Here is a 15,893-nt window from a genome sequence, read left to right as displayed (position 1 = left end):
GCCTTTCTCGAACCGCTTTCGAAAGGTACCGAATATGGGAGTTCTCTCGCCCGGTCAGCCCCTGTCCGAGCAGCCGGTCGACCAGCCCCTGTCCCACCAGACCGGTGCGGGGCTGTCCGTGCCGTTCGCCGTCGCCGGGACCGGGATGCACCTCCCGCCGGCGGTCGTCACCAACCACGACCTGACCCGCACCCTGGACACGACCGACGCGTGGATCACCAGCCGCACCGGCATCCGCGAACGCCGCTGCCTGGCACCGGACTTGGCGACCTCCGACATGTGCGTCGCCGCCGCGCGTCCGGCGCTGGAGGCGGCCGGGGTGGATGCTGCCGGGCTGGACGCGGTCGTCGTCGCCAGCTACACGGGCGACCAGCCGCTCGTGTCGACCGCGCTGATCGTCAAGGACGCCCTCGGCGCCCACCGCGCGCTGTCGCTGGACGTCACCCAGGCCGCCTGCGCCTCGGGCATCCAGGCCGTGCTGATCGCCGCGCACCTCCTCCAGAACCCCTCCATCAGCACGATCCTGGTCCTCGCGGCCGACTGCGCGTCCAGGATCACCGACCCCGCCGACCGCACGACGCGCGTCTTCTTCGGGGACGCGGCGGCGGCCGTCGTCCTCACCCGCAGCGAGACGCCCGGGGCCGGTCTGCTCTCGTACGACCTGGGCTCCCGGCTCTCGTACGACGTCCAGATCCCGGCCGGGGGCTCCCGGCTGCCCGCGAGCCGCGACACCGTCGCCGCCGGGGAGCACTACCTGCGGATGGACGGGCGCGCGGTGTGGAACACCGCGACGACGCGGCTCCCCGAGAGCATCCGCAGCGCCGCGCACCGGGCCGGTGTGCCGGTCGATCAGGTGCGGCACTTCTTCCTGCACCAGGCCAACCTGAACATCCTCGACGAGACCCTGAGCGCCCTCGACGTCCCCCGTGAGCGCGCCGCCGTCACCATCGACCGGCTGGGCAACACCGGTTCGGCGGGCGTCTTCACCGCCCTGCACACCACGGTGACCGAGGGCGCCCTGCGTCCGGGGGACGTCTATGTGCTGTCCGCCATCGGCGCGGGTTTTCAGTGGGGGAGCCTCTGCCTGCGCCACGCCTGACCAGCGAGAACGTCATTCAATCTACGTCACATGGACGATGCGCCGGAGGGACGGTTCCACGGAGGCAGGACAGCCTTTCCTCCCCGTCTACATTTACGTGGACTCCCCTGAGGCCGGGCAGCAGTGCCCGCGTCACCGGCTCACCCGTGCGAATCGAGGCACCCGCATGTCCGACGAGGTCACCGCCTCCCTCAGGTCGCGGTGATGGCCCGTGAACTCCGCCTCGGCCACGCTGCTGCCGGTCAACGCCGTGCTCGGCTGGGTCCTGGCCGTGCTCCTCGCCGCGGCCACCGCGGTCACCGCCTGGGCCCGGCTCTCCCCCGATCAGAGCTTCAGCCGCGTCCGCGAGGTGCTGACCGCCGGAGTCCGCGCGGCGGTTCAGCCGGCCGCCGTCTCCGCCGTGATCGGCTGGGTGATCCGGCACGGCGCGGCCCTCCTGGGCTTCCTGCTGCTGACGTACGCCGTCGCGGCGCGCACCGCCGGACGCCGGATCACCCGTGACAACACCGGGTGGTGGGCCGCCCTGCCCATCGCGGCCGGTGTGCTGCCGGCCATCGGCCTCCTGCTGGCCACCGGCCTGCTTCCGCCGCACGGCATCGCCCTCGTCCCGGTGACCGGCATCCTCGTCGGCGGCGCCCTCACCGCGACCGTCCTGGCGGGCCGCCCGTGCACGGGGGCCCTCGAGCAGCGACACGGTGAGGTCGAAGCCGGTCTCGCGCTCGGCCTGACCGAACGCGCTGCCCGGATCGAGATCGCCCGCCCCGCCGCCTCCGAGGCGCTGGTTCCGGGACTGGACCGGACCCGCACCGTCGGCCTGGTCACCCTGCCCGGGGCCCGATGCGGTCCAGGAGGCGGCGCCGGGGGCCGAACGTGCCCTGGCCTGGCTGGAAACCCGTGACGAGGCCGTCGAGCCCTTCCGTGAGGCGCTGGGCGAACTGCCCACGGAACGGGACGACCGCTTGGCACGTATGGGCGACGTCCTGCAGGCGACGGCACAGGGGCTCGGGCCACGGGCGGCCGCGGTGTGGGCCGGGATACCCGAAGCCCTCCTGGACCAATGGCTCGCGCATGACGCGGCGTTCGCCTCGGCCGTGCGGGCGGCCGCCGCCCTGGCCTCGGCCCACGGCACGGAACCGGGCGGACGACGGACTCCGGCGATGATCCGCGTCGTGATCCTGGCCATGAGCAGGGGCGCTTCCTGGTCCTCGGCCGCGGACACCGCCGGGATCAGCGGCTCCGGACTCCGTCAGCTGTGGCGGGCCTCGCCCGTGCTGGTGGCCCTCGTGGACGCCGCGCGACACGGACGCCCACGCGGGGCCGGAAGCTCCGTACCGCTGACCCGCCGGCTGCGGAAGCCGGGGCGTGCCTCGCCGGCCGCGGGGTACCGGCTCGTGCGACGCGACGCCCCTTGACGCCCCGGTCAGCCGGCCTTCTGCGTGAACTCGCTCGTGTACGTCTTCTGCAGGTCGATCGTGGCGTTCTTCAGGTTCGGGTTGAAGGACTTGAGGACCCGCTGCACCGTCGCGGGTCCGTCGGCCGGCATCATCCCGTCCTCGGTGAACATGGGCAGGGTGCTCTCGATCGCCTTGGCGTAGAGGCCGTCGCCGCCCTGCGCGTAGTCGCTGGGCATGCGCGCGGCGATCTCCTTCGCGCTGTGGGTGGACATCCACTTCAGCGTGCGCACGAAGGCGTTGGCGAGTTTCTGGACGGTGTCCTGGTGGGAGTTCACCCAGTCGGTGTTCATGTAGAGACTCGACGACGGGTACAGGCCGCCGAGCGCCTGCTTGGAGCCCTCGGGGGTGCGCATGTCCACGAGCACCTTGCCGAGCTTCTTGTCGAGGATGTGCGCGACGGTCGGGTCGGTGGTCATGCCGCCGTCGATGGATCCCTGCTGCAGTGCGGAGATGAAGGTCTGCCCCGCGCCGACCGCGACATTGCTGAACTTGTCCGTGGACACCCCGTCGTGGACGCCGAGGTACTTGGTGAGGAAGTCGGTGGAGGAGCCGAGGCCCGTCACGCCGAGCTTCTTGCCCGCGAAGTCCTTCGGCGACTTCAGCTCGCCCGCCGCCTTGTTGGACACGATCTCGACCTCGCCCGGGGTCTGGGCGAGCTGGACCACGGACTCGACCTGCTTGCCCTTGGTCTGGAGGTCCAGGGTGTGGTCGTAGAAGCCGACGACGCCCTGGACGTTCCCGGCGACCAGGGACGTGGTGGCGTCGATGCCGGCGGGCTCGCTCAGCAACTCCACGTTGACGCCCTCGTCCTTGAAGTAGCCGAGGCGCTGGGACAGCATCGCGGGCAGGTAGATGACCTTGTCGATGCCTCCCACCATGATCTTGACCTTGGGGCCCTTCCCTCCCGAGGATCCGCCGTCGGCGGCGTTGGAGGAGACCTGGTCGGCGCAGCCGCTGAGAGCGGCGAGCGCGGCCAGGGCCACGGCGGCGGTGGTGAGGGTGGCCGGGGTGCGACGGGACATGTGCGGCTCCTGAATGCGGTACGTGCGGTGAGCGGATCTAGCGGGCTTCATCAGCGGCGGGCTTCCAGCGGAAGAGCTTGCGTTCGAGGAAGGTGAGCAGGCCCTCGGCGAGCAGGGCGACGACGGCGAGGATGACCATCGCGGCGTACACGCCCGCGGAGTTGAAGGTGCCCTGCGAGGCGGAGACGAGCAGGCCGATGCCCTTGGTGGCGCCGATGTACTCGCCGACGATGGCGCCGATCAGGGCGAAGCCGAAGCTGACGTGGAGGCTGGTGAAGATCCACGAGGTGGCGGCGGGGATGACGACCTGGAAGGTGACCTGGCGGTCGCGGGCGCCGAGGATGCGGGCGTTGTCGATGAGGTGGCGGTCGACCTCCCGAGCGCCCTGGAAGGCGTTGAAGAAGACCGGGAAGAAGACGAGGACGACGGCGGAGGCGACCTTCGACGCCGGGCCGAGGCCGAACCAGATGAGGAAGATCGGGGCCAGGACGATGCGCGGCAGCGCGTTGAGGATCTTGATGTACGGGCCCAGCACATCGGCCAGGAACCGGACGCGGCCGAGCGCGATGCCGAGGACCACGCCCGCGATGACGCCGACGACCCAGCCGAGCAGCGCCTCGTAGAGCGTGTACCAGATCTGTTCGAGCAGGGAGCCCTGCGGGGTGCCGTGCAGCGCCCACTGCTGGATCTGGTCCCAGATCCTCGACGGCATCGAGAAGTTGAACGGATCGATGATCCCGGCCCGCGAGAACCACTCCCAGACGCCGAGGACGAACACCAGGACGGCGGCGCGGGCCAGCAGGACGATGCCCCGGCGACGGCGCGCGGCACGGGCACGCTCCTCGGTGCGGACCGAGGGTGTGGCGCCGTCCCGTTGTGGCGTCGCGGCGGTCTTCGTCAAGGCCGGTCCGGTGGTGAGGTCAGGCGACATTCTGGGCACCCCTCTCGCGCGTGATGCGGACTTCCTCGCCCAGCGAGGACCAGATCTCGCGGTAGATCTCGACGAAGCGCGGTTCCAGGCGGACCGACTCGACGCGGCGCGGGCGCGGCAGATCGATCGTGAAGACCTCCTTGACCGTGGCCGGGCCCGCCGTCATGACGACGACCTTGTCGGCCAGCGCGATGGACTCCTCCAGGTCATGGGTGACGAAGACGACGGAGGAGCCGGTGCCGGCCCACAGCTCCATCAACTCGTCCGACATCAAGGCACGGGTCTGGACGTCGAGCGCGGAGAACGGCTCGTCCATGAGCAGGATCGACGGGTCGTTGACGAACGTGGAGGCCAACGCGACGCGCTTGCGCTGACCGCCCGACAGCTGGTGCGGATAGCGGTCCTCGAAGGCGCTCAGCCCGACGCGGGCCAGCCACTCCCGGGCCCGCTCCCTGGCCTCGGCCTTCGGCACTCCGCGGAAGCGGGGGCCCGCCATCACGTTGGACAGCACGGTCCGCCAGGGAAACGTCGCGTCCTGCTGGAAGACGAAGCCGACCCTGTCCTCGATGCCGCGCACCGGGGTGCCCGACAGCATCACCTCGCCCTCGGTCGGCTCCTCCAGCCCGCTGACGAGGGTGAGCGTGGTGGATTTGCCGCAGCCGGTGGGGCCGACGACGGCGACGAACTCGCCTTGCTGAATGGTGAGGTCGAGATCGTGGACAGCGGTGTGGAGGGTGCCGGACGGGGTGCGGAACGCCTTGTGGACACCGCGCAGTTCGATGGCCGGGCTCGATGGGCTTGTCATGCCGGGGACGTTAGGAACCGTCGGCCGGGCCGGGAAGTTTTGGCCTGCAACCGCTGCCATTTCCCGTAAAGGCGATTCTGCTCATTGTGCCGACCGCATCCGGGCCCGCTGTTGTCCGGGCTCTTCCCCGGCCGCGACGGCGACGGTTACGGTGCGCTCACCCCGGCGAAACGACTGGTCGCGCGGGCTGTTTCCCGAAAGCAGGTGTCACAGGTGGCCCGCTTGCGCGTCGGCTGGCCGAGGCAGGTGTTCGCCCAGGTGCTGATCGCGCAGTTGCTGATCACCACCGGCGTGCTGCTGCTTCTCACCGGTCTGTTCCTCCAGCCGCTCCGCACCCAGCTCGACAGCCAGGCCGAGCACGAGGCCCTGGCCATCGCCCAGACGACGGCGGCCGATCCGGAGATCGCCACGGGGCTCCTGTCGAGCACCCCCGATCCGGCCGGGCCCGTGCAGCAGCAGGCCGAACGCACCCGGAAGGCGACGGGCGCCCTCTATGTCGTGGTGATGGACCGGCGCGGGATCCGGTGGTCCCACACGGACGTGCGCGAGGTGGGCCGCCCGGTGTCGACGAACCCGTCCACTCCCCTGCACGGTCACGTCATCCTGGAAGTGGACCGCGGCACCCTCGGCACCTCGGCGCGGGCGAAGGTCCCGCTCCGCGACGGCACGGACCAGGTCATCGGGGCCGTCTCGGTCGGCATCGCCTACTCCGGCGTACAGGAACGCCTCATGGCGGCGCTGCCCGGACTGCTGCGTTACGCGGGCGCGGCGCTCGCGGTCGGCGCGGGCGCGGCGTTCCTGGTGGCCCGGGTCCTGCGCAAACGCACGCACGGGGTGTCCGTCGCGGACATCGCCGCGCTGCTGTCGGAGCGGGAGGCGATGCTGCACGCCGTACGGGAGGGGGTCATCGCGCTCGACCGGCACGAACGCGTCCGGCTGGTGAACGACGAGGCCTCCCGTCTGCTCGCGCTGGAGACGGACGCCGAGGGCCGGCAGCTCGGTGAGGTGCTGCCGCCCGGGCGCTCCCGCGACGTCCTGACCGGCCAGGTCACCGGACGGGACCTGCTGACTGTCCGGGAGAGCCGGGTCCTCATCGCGAACCGGATGCCCACCCCCGACGGTGGCGCGGTCGTCACCCTGCGGGACCGCACCGAGGTCGAACTGCTGGGCCGCGAGCTCGACTCGATCAAGGGCCTGCTGGACGCGCTGCGCGCCCAGGACCACGAGCACGCCAACCGGTTGCACACCGTCCTGGGCTACCTCGACCTGGACATGCCCGAGCGGGCCCGGGATTACGTCGCCGGGCTCACCCATGCCCGTCGCGCGTCGGCGGACAGTTTCGCGGAACGCGTCCGGAACCCGATGGTCTCGGCCCTCCTGGTCGGAAAGGCGGCCATCGCCGCCGAGCGGGGTGTGAGCCTGCGCCTGTCCGACCGCAGTCAGCTGCCCAGCCGGCTGGTCGAGGCCCGGGACATCGTGACGGTGCTGGGCAATCTGATCGACAACGCACTCGATGTCGTCGGCGGTCGCACCACGCGGCCCTCGGTGGAGGTCGAGGTCTTCGTGGAGGCCGACACGGTCGTGACGCGCGTCAGCGACAACGGTCCGGGGGTGCCCGTGGAGCTGCGCGAGACGATCTTCGAAGAGGGGTGGAGTACCAAGGAGTCACCGCACCATCGCGGCCGGGGGCTCGGCCTGGCGATGGTGCGCAGCCTCGCCGAGCGGTACGGCGGCACCGCCCGCATCGCCGCCCGGGCCGGCGGCGGTGCCGTGTTCACCGTCACGTTCCCCGCCATCGTCACCGGATCAGCAGCCCGCACGCAGCCCGCCCTGGCAGGAGAGCACCGTGATTGACGTCCTGGTGGTCGACGACGACTTCCATGTCGCGGAGATCAACGCCGCCTATGTCGGCAAGACGGCCGGCTTCCGTGTGGTGGGCACCGCCCACACCGCGCTTCAGGCCATGCACATGCTGGAGAACCGGCATGTCGACCTGCTCCTGCTCGACCACTACCTGCCCGACCGGAACGGTCTGGACCTCGTGCGCCTGATGCGGCAGCGGGGCCTGCGCAGCGACGTCATCATGGTGACCGCCGCACAGGACGTCGAGGTGGTCGAGGCCGCGCTCCGCTACGGCGTGCTGCACTACCTCGTCAAGCCGTTCACGCTGGACGGCCTGCGTTCCCGGCTGGACAGCTACACCGAGTTGCGGCGCAGTCTGCGGGACGCCGGCACCGTGCCGAGTCCCGGCCAGCAGCAGATCGACCGCATCTTCGGAACGGTACGGGGTCCGGCGAGCGCGTCCACACCGTCGGCGAAGGGCTGGTCGAGGCCCACCGCGGACCTGATCCGGCAGGTCGTCGACCGGGCCGAACACCCCCTGTCGGCCCAGGACGTGGCGGCCCGCGCGGGCATCAGTCGCTCGACGGCCCAGCGCTACCTGCGCCACCTCCAGGAGAAGGGCTCGCTCCAGCTCTCCCTGCGCTACGGGGACGCCGGGCGGCCGGAGCACCGGTACGCCCGTACGGCCCCGGCGCGGCAGGCGGACTGACCGGCCGTCAGGCGGCCTCGCCGCAGATCAGCCGCCGCGCCGCGAATTCCACGTACTCGTGCAGTCCGAATGCCACGGCGAGCGCCGTCACGGCTGCCGCGACCACCGACGCGGCGAGCGCGACGACGCCGATGCGCCGGACGCCACCGCGCGGCGGTGCGGGCTCAGGCAGCAGCAGCGCCTCGACGCGTCGAGGCACCGGCCCGCTCGTGGCCGACAGCAGCGGATACCCGGCGACGCGGCCGCGCGCGGACCCGGCCAGGGCCACACGCGCGCACGCGTTGCCCCGTGCGGCGTAACGAGGGTGGCCGGGGTGGGGAGGCCGGGGAAGGCTGCGGGGCAGCACAGCGCTTCCACCCGTCGCCGCCGCCCTTCAGATGCCGGGAGCATTCATGGCCCTCGCCCCTTCCGCCGACGCCCCGGGGGACACGGAGGAGGACGCCCGGTCGGCCGACCGCAAGGGCGGCCCGGGGCACACGGTGCTGCTGGCGGTGGCGTTCGCGGTGCCGGTGACGAAGGTCGCGTACACCGTCGGGGGCGGCGCCGCGGCCCGTGATGTGTTCGTGGGCATGGAGCCCGCCAACTGGCCGGACGTCCTGATCGGCATGGTGCTCACCGACGCGCTGCTCGCGTCCGTGCTGGCCGTCGTCGTCTCCCGGGTCGTCTTCGCCCTGTTCGCGGCGCGCGGTGCGGTCCCCGTGAAAGGGGGCTTCCTCCAGGCGCTCCAGCGAGCGGCCCTGACCGTCGTCAGCCCGGCCTCGATGGCGGTGGTGATCGCGTGTTTCTTCGGCCTCTGGTGGGGGCTGGGCACCGGGCTCGTGGCGTACGCGCTGCGCAAGGGCGTCGTCGTGGAGTACCGCACCGGCCGACGGCGCCCGCACAAGCACCCCGGCGGCCGGCGTACGGCATCCGGATCGCACGTGGACGACAGCTACCGGCCCTCGCCGGTGCTGCGTCGTGCGGCGGCCCTGGAGCAGTGGGCGGTCCTCGGCCTGACCGTCCTCGCGCTCCCGGTGCTGTCCTTCGCCGCGGCCCTGAACGGTCAGGCGTGGACCGGGATCGTCCGCTGCGAGGTCACCGCAGGCACGCACACCGGGAGCAACCGCCTGATCGAACTGAGTCGCAAGGGCAACGGTGTCGTGGGGTGGAATCTGGACACCCGGGAGATCTCGAACGGCGCGGGGTGCGTCGGCGAGGTGGGCCTGTACGTGCGCGAACCGTGGTGGCGCGACTGAGCGGGGCCCTCCTCGCCGTGGCGGCCCGGGTTCAGCCGCTGACGCTGGGCAGGCCGTTCTCCAGGTGGCCGACGAACCGCTGTGACCAGGTGGGGTCCGCGGAGGCGGTGACGGTGTGGTCGTACCAGCCGGAGCCGTAGGTCTGCACCGAGAAGTCGTCCGTGACGGTCCTGCCCGCCGGCACAGTGTACGTCCAGGGCCCGCCGGTGCGGTACGCGTTCGCCTTGATGGTGAACGTCACGGCGGCCGCGCTGTTGTTGGCCAGGGTGAAGCGGAGCTTGACGGCCCCGGAGACGGTGACGGCGGAGGCGGCCACGAGGAGGTCCTTGCCGGTGCGGGTGGAGTTGCCCTTGAAGCGGCGCATGAACCGGTTGGGGCCGAGGACGGTGAGGTCGTAGAGGCCGTCTCCGTAGCCGGGGCCGCAGTTGTAGAAGTCGGTGGCGGTGCCGCCCGCTGCGACCGTGTACGGCCAGGGGCCTCCCGAGCGCTGTGTGCCGTTGGTGTACACGGCGAAATGGCAGGCGGCCGTGCCACCGTTGGCCACCTTGATGTTGGCCTGGACGGAGCTGCCGGAGGCGGTGAAGGCGACGAGATCGGCCGTCGGCTGGTAGGGCAGGGCCCGTGCCTTGCGGGTGCCCGCTTCCTGGGTGGGCAGTTTGTTGTCGACCGGTGCGGGATTGGGCAGGCCGGAGCACTGGCTCATGTCCACGGTGGCCCCGGTGGCCGGCAGGGCGGGCAGGCCGTAGACCGGGCTGGTGAAGTCGAACATGCTGGTGAGGTCGCCGCACACCGCGCGTCTCCAGGCGCTGATGTTGGGGCAGGTGGCCGGCTTGCCGATCGCGGCCGTCCACTTCTCCAGGAACCGCAGTACCGAGGTGTGGTCGCTGGTCTGAGAGTTGACGTAACCGCCGCGGCTCCAGGGGGAGATCGCGATCAGCGGGACGCGGAAGCCGAGGCCGATGCTCGTCCCGCCGATGAACTCGTCGGCCGTCCCGGTCGGCGGGGTGGGTGGCGGGACGTGGTCGAAGTAGCCGTCGTTCTCGTCGTAGTTGAGGAAGAGGATCGTGGAGTTGAAGACGTCCGGGTCGGCGTTGAGGGCGTCGATGACCTTGTGGACGAAGTGGGCGCCGTTGGCCGGGGTGGCCATGGGGTGCTCGGAGTAGTTCTGGTCGGGGACGATCCACGACACCTGCGGCAGGGTGCCCGCGCGTACGTCGGCGGCGATCGCGTCACAGATGTCGGCGGCCACGTCGCCGGGCTCGGTGGTGCCCCGGGAGACCGTCGACATGCCCTTGCCGCGCAGGGGGCTGCTGGCCGGGGCCGAGGTGAACTGCGCGAAGTACGCGAGCCCGTTGTCACCGTAGTTGTCCGTCGACTGGTAGACCTTCCAGCTGACGGCGGCCTTCTCCAGCGCCTCCGCGTACGTCTCCCAGGTCAGCCCGGACTCGCTGCCGCCGTCCTTGGACGACTCGCTGATCTTCCCGCTCCACAGGTAGGTGCGGTTGGGGCCGGTCGCGCTCATCCCGGAGGCGTGGTAGGCGTCGCAGACCGTCCAGGTGTCGGCCAGGGCGTAGTGGAAGGGGATGTCCTCGCGGGTCAGGTGGCCCAGGGAGCGCAGGCCCTTGGCCGCGACCCAGGAGTCCATCTTCCCGTGGTTCCACGCGCTGTGCTGGCTGGCCCAGTCGTGGGCGAGGTCCCCGCTGCACTGGGCCAGGCGCTCGGGGTCGGCGCCCCCGGACGCCTCCGTCGCGCTGAGCTGCCAGGGGTAGTGGCGGCCGGTGCCGTTCGGCTGGTCGAAGACGCCGTGGCCGCCCGCGAGTTCGACGGTGCTGCGGTCGGAGAAGCCCCGGACGCCCTTGAGCATCCCGAAGTAGTGGTCGAAGCTGCGGTTCTCCTGCATCAGGATCACGATGTGCTTCGCGTCCTTCAGCGTTCCGGTAGCGGCCGTCGCCCCGGCGGGGGCTTTCCTGGGCTCGGCGGCGGACGCGCGGACCGCCTGGGGCCCGCTCACCCCGGCCGCCGCGGCCGCCGTCGCCGCGCTGAGGGCGATGAAGTCACGTCGATTTGGCTTGCGCATGACACTCCTTGACGTCGGTACGGCCGCTGGCTACAGACCCGGGCCCTGGTAGGCGCCCCGGTTGGGCTTGGTGGTCGACGGAACGACGTTGCCCCAGTAGTCGCGGCCCCCGTTGTCGGTGACGACGGCTCCGTTGCCGAGAGCGGGCGAGGTGGACTTCAGCCGGTAGCCGTCGACCTCGTGGATCGAGCTGCCGCCTGTGCCCGGAGCGACGAACTGCGGGTCGCCGGCGATGCCGTTGGACGTGGGCCGGGGCACACCCTGGAAGACGTTCCAGTACCACTGGATCCCGGACCTGGCGGGCAGCTGGGAGTCGGCCGTACCGACGAAGATGTTGTTCTCGACCACGCTCTCGCCCGGAAGTGTGACGTTGAACTTCTTGTCCGTGCAGTAGAGGACGTTGTTGTACAGGTGCAGTGCCGACCGGCCCGAACTGTTGCTGCTCATGCGGCAGTCGTTCTCGGAGATGTTGTAGCGGATGACCTGCTTGGCCCCGCCGATCGTGCCGCAGCCGTCGCAGTCGAGGAAGAAGCCGCCGATGTTGTCGCGGCTGTAGTTGTACTGGATCGTGCAGTAGCCGGTGTTCCCCCAGTCGCAGTCGAACGCCTGGCTGTCGGCGACGGACATCCTGGTGGTGTCGTACACCGCGTTCTTCTGGATGGTCGGGTTGTGGTCGCCGAGGACCCAGATCCCGGCGAAGTTGCCGCCGGAGAACGGGTATACGCCGTTGCCGACGCCGGAGGCGTCGTTGTACTGGATCATCGGCGCGTTGGCGTAGCTGACGATGATGCCGTCACCGCCGACGTCCTTGACGGTGTTGTACTCCACGAGCACACCGTTGCCCTTGGTGGCCATGGAGCCGGTACGGATCTTCAGGCCGCCGCCGCCCGTGTTGCTCACGGTGTTGTGGTGCACGTGGACGTCGTTGAGCGTGGAGTTCGCCCCGGTGGCACCGGTGACGACGCTTCCCGACTGCACGTAGTCCTCGGTGACCGAACCGGTCTTGTTGGTCTGGCCGGCCACCCGGTCGATGACGAGGTTGCCGACGTCGAACCCGGTGTGGGCCTTGCCGTCGGTGGCGGAGATGCGCAGGCCGGTGCGCCGGGCGAGGGAGCCGGCCGGATTGGTGATCTTGAGGTAGCTGATCGTCCAGTGGTCCTGGTCGGTCAGCGAGACGGCGGCTGCGGCCCCGTCGCCGTTCAGGACCGGCAGGGCGCCCGAGCCGTAACGGGTGAGGGTGATGGGCAGGCTCGCGGTGCCGCTGCCCTTGGGGGCGAGCGCGCCCTTGCAGGTGGTGCCGGAGGCGAAGGCGAGCGTGTCGCCCGCTCCGTAGGTCTTGCCGTTGGCCTGGGCGATGCTGTTGAAGGGGCTGGCCTGGGTGCCGGTCCCCGCGGTGGAGCGCGAGCAGTCGACGTAGGTGGTGGAACCGGCCGCCGTCGCCGCCTGGTTCGGCAGGACGGCGGTGCCGACGAGGGCGACGGACACGGCGAAGAGCACACGACTGGCTCTGATGCTCATGCGAGAACCTCCTGGGGTGGGTGGCCCGAAAGTAGAGGTCACGATTGATCAGGTCAAGAGATTCGCTCAACACAACCGCTCATTGATCGAATGATCGATCCAAGGAGCAAGAAGGAGTGGTTACGCTCATCGGGAACTGTCCCCGTCACCGCCGAAGCGGCGGCGGGCCGAGGCGGCTCACCGGATCAGGCAGCAGTCCCCGCACGTCGAGCCGCCCGGCACCCGGTAGTACAGGCAGCAGCTGCGGCGGCGGAAGGTGAGCCCGGGTCCGGTGATCCGGCCGGTCCCGCGCAGCCGTCCCGTCTCCAGGAGCGCCCCCGTCACCTCGGTGAGCGGCCCCCGCAGCCCGGGCCGGGACCTCAGCAGCTGCGCCGCCGATCCGACCAGCGCGGAAGCGGAGTTCCCCGCGAGCAGCCGCGGCGCCGCCTTCGCCGGCAGGTGGCTCTCCACGCGCTGGAGGACGCCGTCGGCCTGCGCGGCCACCGCATCCGCCGACGCCGCAATGGGCCGGGCCGCGCGGCGGCCTCGCGGCCCGGCCAGCCGGAGCGCCGAGCCGTTCCCGGCCCACTCCACGGTGTCCATCACCGGCACCACCCCATGGACGAGGGCGCAGGCGAGGACCGGCGACCACAGGCGCGCCGCGAGTCCGAGGTGGGCGACGGACACGCCGATACGGGCTTCGGCGGTCCCGTAGCGTTCGTTGACGGTCCTGGCCAGCGCCGCGAACCCCTCCGGCGTGAGGCGCCCCTCGCCGGACGCGGGCCCACGGATGGTGTCGAGGGCGAAGAAGCCACCCAGCTGCGCGACGTCGCGCAGGGCCGCTTCGATCTCGTCCGTCGTCACGTCGTCCGCCGCGTCACGGCCACCGGCCACCATGCCACCCGCCTCTCGTCCGAGGACCCGGCCCGGATCAGAGACCCCGAGCCCTCGCGAGGGCCAGGGCGTCCACGACCTCCCGGACGACGCGCTCGGCGTCCTCGGGGTTGTTCACGACATCGGTCCGGTTCATGTCGATCACCAGGACGTCGCTGGCGGAGTAGTGCTCGCGTACCCAGTCGTCGTAGCCGGACCACAGCATCCGGTAGTACTCCACGAGCCCCTCGTCCTGCTCGAAGTCGCGCCCCCGCAGCCCGATGCGGTGCAGCACGGTCCCGAAGTCGGCCCGGAGGTACACCATGAGATCCGGCGCCTTGCGGTACGGCAGGCCGTCGATCTCGCGCATCATCTCCGCGAGCAGCCCCTCGTACACCCGCATCTCCAGGGAGCTGATCCTGCCGAGATCGTGGTTGACCTTGGCGAAGTACCAGTCCTCGTAGATCGACCGGTCGAGGACGTTGTCGTCCTGCCGGTACGCCTCCTTGATCGCGGCGAACCGCGTCTGCAGGAAGTAGAGCTGGAGGAGGAACGGGTAGCGCTTCGCCTCTATCTCCTCGGGGGCGGCGGTGTAGAAGAGCGGCAGGATCGGGTTGTCCTCCACGCTCTCGTAGAAGACCTTGCTCCCCAGCTCCTTGGCGATCAGTTCGGCCACACTGGTCTTGCCGATCCCGATCATGCCGCCGACGCAGATCACTGCCCTACCTCGCTTCTTTCCCGGGCAACGTCAGAAGGCGTGATGCCCAGGACGCGGCACTCACACCACATGACCGACCTGTCACCGCGGATGCTCGGAGATGTGGCGGCAGGCATCAGCGGTGATGCCGGCGCTCTTCTCGCGGGACGGTCGGAGGGATCATATCGGCGGTCGGCGGCAACTGATTCCAGCCACCCCTGCCGCCTGTCCGGAAGGTCCGCGTGCCGTGGGCCCGAAACCGCTCCGTCTCAGTGGTGGAGGATCAGGGGCGCGGGCTGCCCGGGCCGCCAGTCCGGCGCCACGGCGGCGAGGGCGTCGGCCGGCGCCGCCCCGTGCAGGAAGGCGGGGCGGTCACCGCCGACGGGGCGCGCGGTGGCGCCGTCCCAGGCCACCGGTACCAGGCGGGTGCGGCCGGGGACGGGCCGGATGTCGCCGGTGAGCGGGATACGGGGCAGGGCGGGCAGCGGACGGCCGAGGAGTCCGGACAGCAGCGGCGCCAGCAGGGTGTGCGCGGCGACCAGGGCGCCGTACGGGTTTCCAGGCAGGCCCACCACCCAGTGCCCGGGCAGCCGGGCCAGGAGCTGGGGGTGTCCGGGGCGGCAGGCCACCGAGTCGACCACCCAGTGCGCGTCCGCCTCCGCGAGCAGCAGCCGCAACTGATCGGTGACGCCGACCGAGGTGGAGCCGGTCACCACGGTGACGTCCACGCCTTCGTACGCCCCGGCGCCGACGCACGCGCGCAGCGAGCCGACGGGGCGGTCCGGCACGTGCCGGACGTCCACGGTCTCGCCTCCGCTCGCTTCGATGCGGGGCGGCAGGAGCGGTCCGAGCGCGTCGCGTACACGGCCCGTCGCGGGCCGCCCCGCGCGGGTGAGTTCGTCGCCGGTGACGAGGACCCGGACGCGTGGGCGGGGGCGTACGGGGAGGGTGTCGTTCCCGCATGCCGCGGCCGGCCCGAGCAGGGCGGGGCCGATCCGCGTCCCGGCGGATGTGCCGTCCCTCGGCCGCGGAAGGCCCGTGCACGAGGTCCCCGGACCGCGTGGCCAACTCCAGCGGAACATGGCGTGCGCATCGGGCACACCGGCGGCGAGAGCAGCGCGGCGCCAGGCGAGGAACAGGTCGACCGGCTCGGCCGGGGCAACGGCCGGGTCGAAGTCCGGCAGCGGACCGGCGAACACCTCGATACTCCGCAGCCACTCCCGGACGGCATCCGTCCCGGCGCTCGCCCGGTCCAGATACACCCATGCGCGCGTTCCCGAGCGCAAGGTCACCTTCACACGGGTGTACTCGTCCACCCCATAGGCGTCCGCCACGGCGAGTTCGGCATCGGTGATCGCGAGGACCTGCCCCTCGACGAGGTCCGCCGAGCCGGGGGCGGGGACGACCATCGGGTGCCGGTCGGAGCCACTGGCCTCGACCACGGCCGGGTCGGTGATCTGCACGGTCGTGATGCGGTAGCCGCGCAAGGCATCGGGGCGCCCGTGGAGCAGACGGCCGAACTGGGAGAGCTGGACCTCGGTTTGCTGCAGAGTGCCGTACGAGAAGAGGTGATGGGCGGGCTGGTCGTGCATGGAATGAACGGTCCTGCGCGCACAGCAGCAGGGAGGTACGGGCAGATGCGCTTCGAGGAG

15 protein-coding genes are annotated in these 15,893 nt (G+C 71.1%); 6 read left to right on the top strand and 9 right to left on the bottom strand.

Annotated features, from left to right (window positions below):
* Nucleotides 1-34 precede the first annotated feature (34 nt).
* The 3 genes from OHS17_RS30750 to OHS17_RS30740 all read left to right on the top strand — a co-directional run bounded on the left by OHS17_RS30750 (nucleotide 35) and on the right by OHS17_RS30740 (nucleotide 2,511).
* Nucleotides 35-1,099, top strand: a complete 1,065-nt coding sequence (locus OHS17_RS30750; protein ID WP_330314809.1) for a 3-oxoacyl-ACP synthase III family protein — start codon at nucleotides 35-37, stop codon at nucleotides 1,097-1,099.
* Nucleotides 1,100-1,310: 211 nt separating this feature from the next.
* Nucleotides 1,311-1,997, top strand: coding sequence for an ABC transporter permease (locus tag OHS17_RS30745; RefSeq protein ID WP_330314808.1), 687 nt, complete (start codon nucleotides 1,311-1,313; stop codon nucleotides 1,995-1,997).
* 70 nt (nucleotides 1,998-2,067) lie between these two features.
* The gene (locus OHS17_RS30740) at nucleotides 2,068-2,511 is read left to right on the top strand and encodes a hypothetical protein (RefSeq protein WP_330314807.1); all 444 of its coding nucleotides are present in this window, start codon (nucleotides 2,068-2,070) and stop codon (nucleotides 2,509-2,511) included.
* Nucleotides 2,512-2,519: 8 nt separating this feature from the next.
* On the opposite strand, the gene OHS17_RS30735 is transcribed toward OHS17_RS30740, so the two are convergent.
* From OHS17_RS30735 to OHS17_RS30725, 3 genes are read right to left on the bottom strand one after another with little or no spacing between them, the layout of a single operon-like run.
* Nucleotides 2,520-3,575, bottom strand: a complete 1,056-nt coding sequence (locus OHS17_RS30735) for an ABC transporter substrate-binding protein (protein WP_330314806.1) — start codon at nucleotides 3,573-3,575, stop codon at nucleotides 2,520-2,522.
* 37 nt (nucleotides 3,576-3,612) lie between these two features.
* Nucleotides 3,613-4,506: an ABC transporter permease gene (locus OHS17_RS30730; protein ID WP_330314805.1), complete on the bottom strand. Its 894-nt coding sequence runs from the start codon at nucleotides 4,504-4,506 to the stop codon at nucleotides 3,613-3,615.
* The gene (locus OHS17_RS30725) at nucleotides 4,496-5,311 is read right to left on the bottom strand and encodes an ABC transporter ATP-binding protein (RefSeq protein WP_330314804.1); all 816 of its coding nucleotides are present in this window, start codon (nucleotides 5,309-5,311) and stop codon (nucleotides 4,496-4,498) included. Before OHS17_RS30725 ends, OHS17_RS30730 begins: the two co-directional genes overlap by 11 nt.
* Before the next feature lie 213 nt (nucleotides 5,312-5,524).
* Between OHS17_RS30725 and OHS17_RS30720 the strand changes: the two genes are divergently transcribed.
* Nucleotides 5,525-7,165 carry a sensor histidine kinase gene (locus tag OHS17_RS30720; RefSeq protein WP_330314803.1) on the top strand — a complete coding sequence of 547 codons (1,641 nt, stop codon included), beginning with the start codon at nucleotides 5,525-5,527 and terminating at the stop codon, nucleotides 7,163-7,165.
* Nucleotides 7,158-7,862 carry a response regulator gene (locus tag OHS17_RS30715; protein ID WP_330314802.1) on the top strand — a complete coding sequence of 235 codons (705 nt, stop codon included), beginning with the start codon at nucleotides 7,158-7,160 and terminating at the stop codon, nucleotides 7,860-7,862. Before OHS17_RS30720 ends, OHS17_RS30715 begins: the two co-directional genes overlap by 8 nt.
* Nucleotides 7,863-7,869: 7 nt before the next feature.
* Here OHS17_RS30715 and OHS17_RS30710 read toward each other — a convergent pair whose 3' ends face one another.
* Complete coding sequence (locus OHS17_RS30710) at nucleotides 7,870-8,208, bottom strand: hypothetical protein (RefSeq protein WP_330314801.1); 339 nt, start codon at nucleotides 8,206-8,208, stop codon at nucleotides 7,870-7,872.
* Between the two features lie 46 nt (nucleotides 8,209-8,254).
* Between OHS17_RS30710 and OHS17_RS30705 the strand changes: the two genes are divergently transcribed.
* On the top strand, nucleotides 8,255-9,097 hold the full coding sequence (locus OHS17_RS30705; protein ID WP_330314800.1) for a hypothetical protein: 843 nt from the start codon (nucleotides 8,255-8,257) through the stop codon (nucleotides 9,095-9,097).
* A 31-nt stretch (nucleotides 9,098-9,128) separates the two neighbouring features.
* On the opposite strand, the gene OHS17_RS30700 is transcribed toward OHS17_RS30705, so the two are convergent.
* The 5 genes from OHS17_RS30700 to OHS17_RS30680 all read right to left on the bottom strand — a co-directional run bounded on the left by OHS17_RS30700 (nucleotide 9,129) and on the right by OHS17_RS30680 (nucleotide 15,833).
* Complete coding sequence (locus tag OHS17_RS30700; RefSeq protein WP_330314799.1) at nucleotides 9,129-11,174, bottom strand: phosphocholine-specific phospholipase C; 2,046 nt, start codon at nucleotides 11,172-11,174, stop codon at nucleotides 9,129-9,131.
* Between the two features lie 30 nt (nucleotides 11,175-11,204).
* On the bottom strand, nucleotides 11,205-12,671 hold the full coding sequence (locus tag OHS17_RS30695; protein ID WP_330315400.1) for a right-handed parallel beta-helix repeat-containing protein: 1,467 nt from the start codon (nucleotides 12,669-12,671) through the stop codon (nucleotides 11,205-11,207).
* Between the two features lie 198 nt (nucleotides 12,672-12,869).
* A complete protein-coding gene (locus OHS17_RS30690) occupies nucleotides 12,870-13,568 on the bottom strand; it encodes a (2Fe-2S)-binding protein (protein ID WP_330314798.1) in 699 nt (232 codons plus the stop codon).
* Nucleotides 13,569-13,602: 34 nt separating this feature from the next.
* Nucleotides 13,603-14,262, bottom strand: a complete 660-nt coding sequence (locus OHS17_RS30685) for a deoxynucleoside kinase (protein WP_330314797.1) — start codon at nucleotides 14,260-14,262, stop codon at nucleotides 13,603-13,605.
* A 248-nt stretch (nucleotides 14,263-14,510) separates the two neighbouring features.
* Complete coding sequence (locus tag OHS17_RS30680) at nucleotides 14,511-15,833, bottom strand: molybdopterin-binding protein (RefSeq protein WP_330314796.1); 1,323 nt, start codon at nucleotides 15,831-15,833, stop codon at nucleotides 14,511-14,513.
* Nucleotides 15,834-15,893 lie beyond the last annotated feature (60 nt).

The organism is Streptomyces sp. NBC_00523 (assembly GCF_036346615.1).
In the GTDB taxonomy this organism is placed as follows: Bacteria; Actinomycetota; Actinomycetes; order Streptomycetales; family Streptomycetaceae; genus Streptomyces.
The sequence above is the reverse complement of the archived record's forward strand: the minus strand, read 5'-3'. Positions and strand labels throughout refer to the sequence as shown.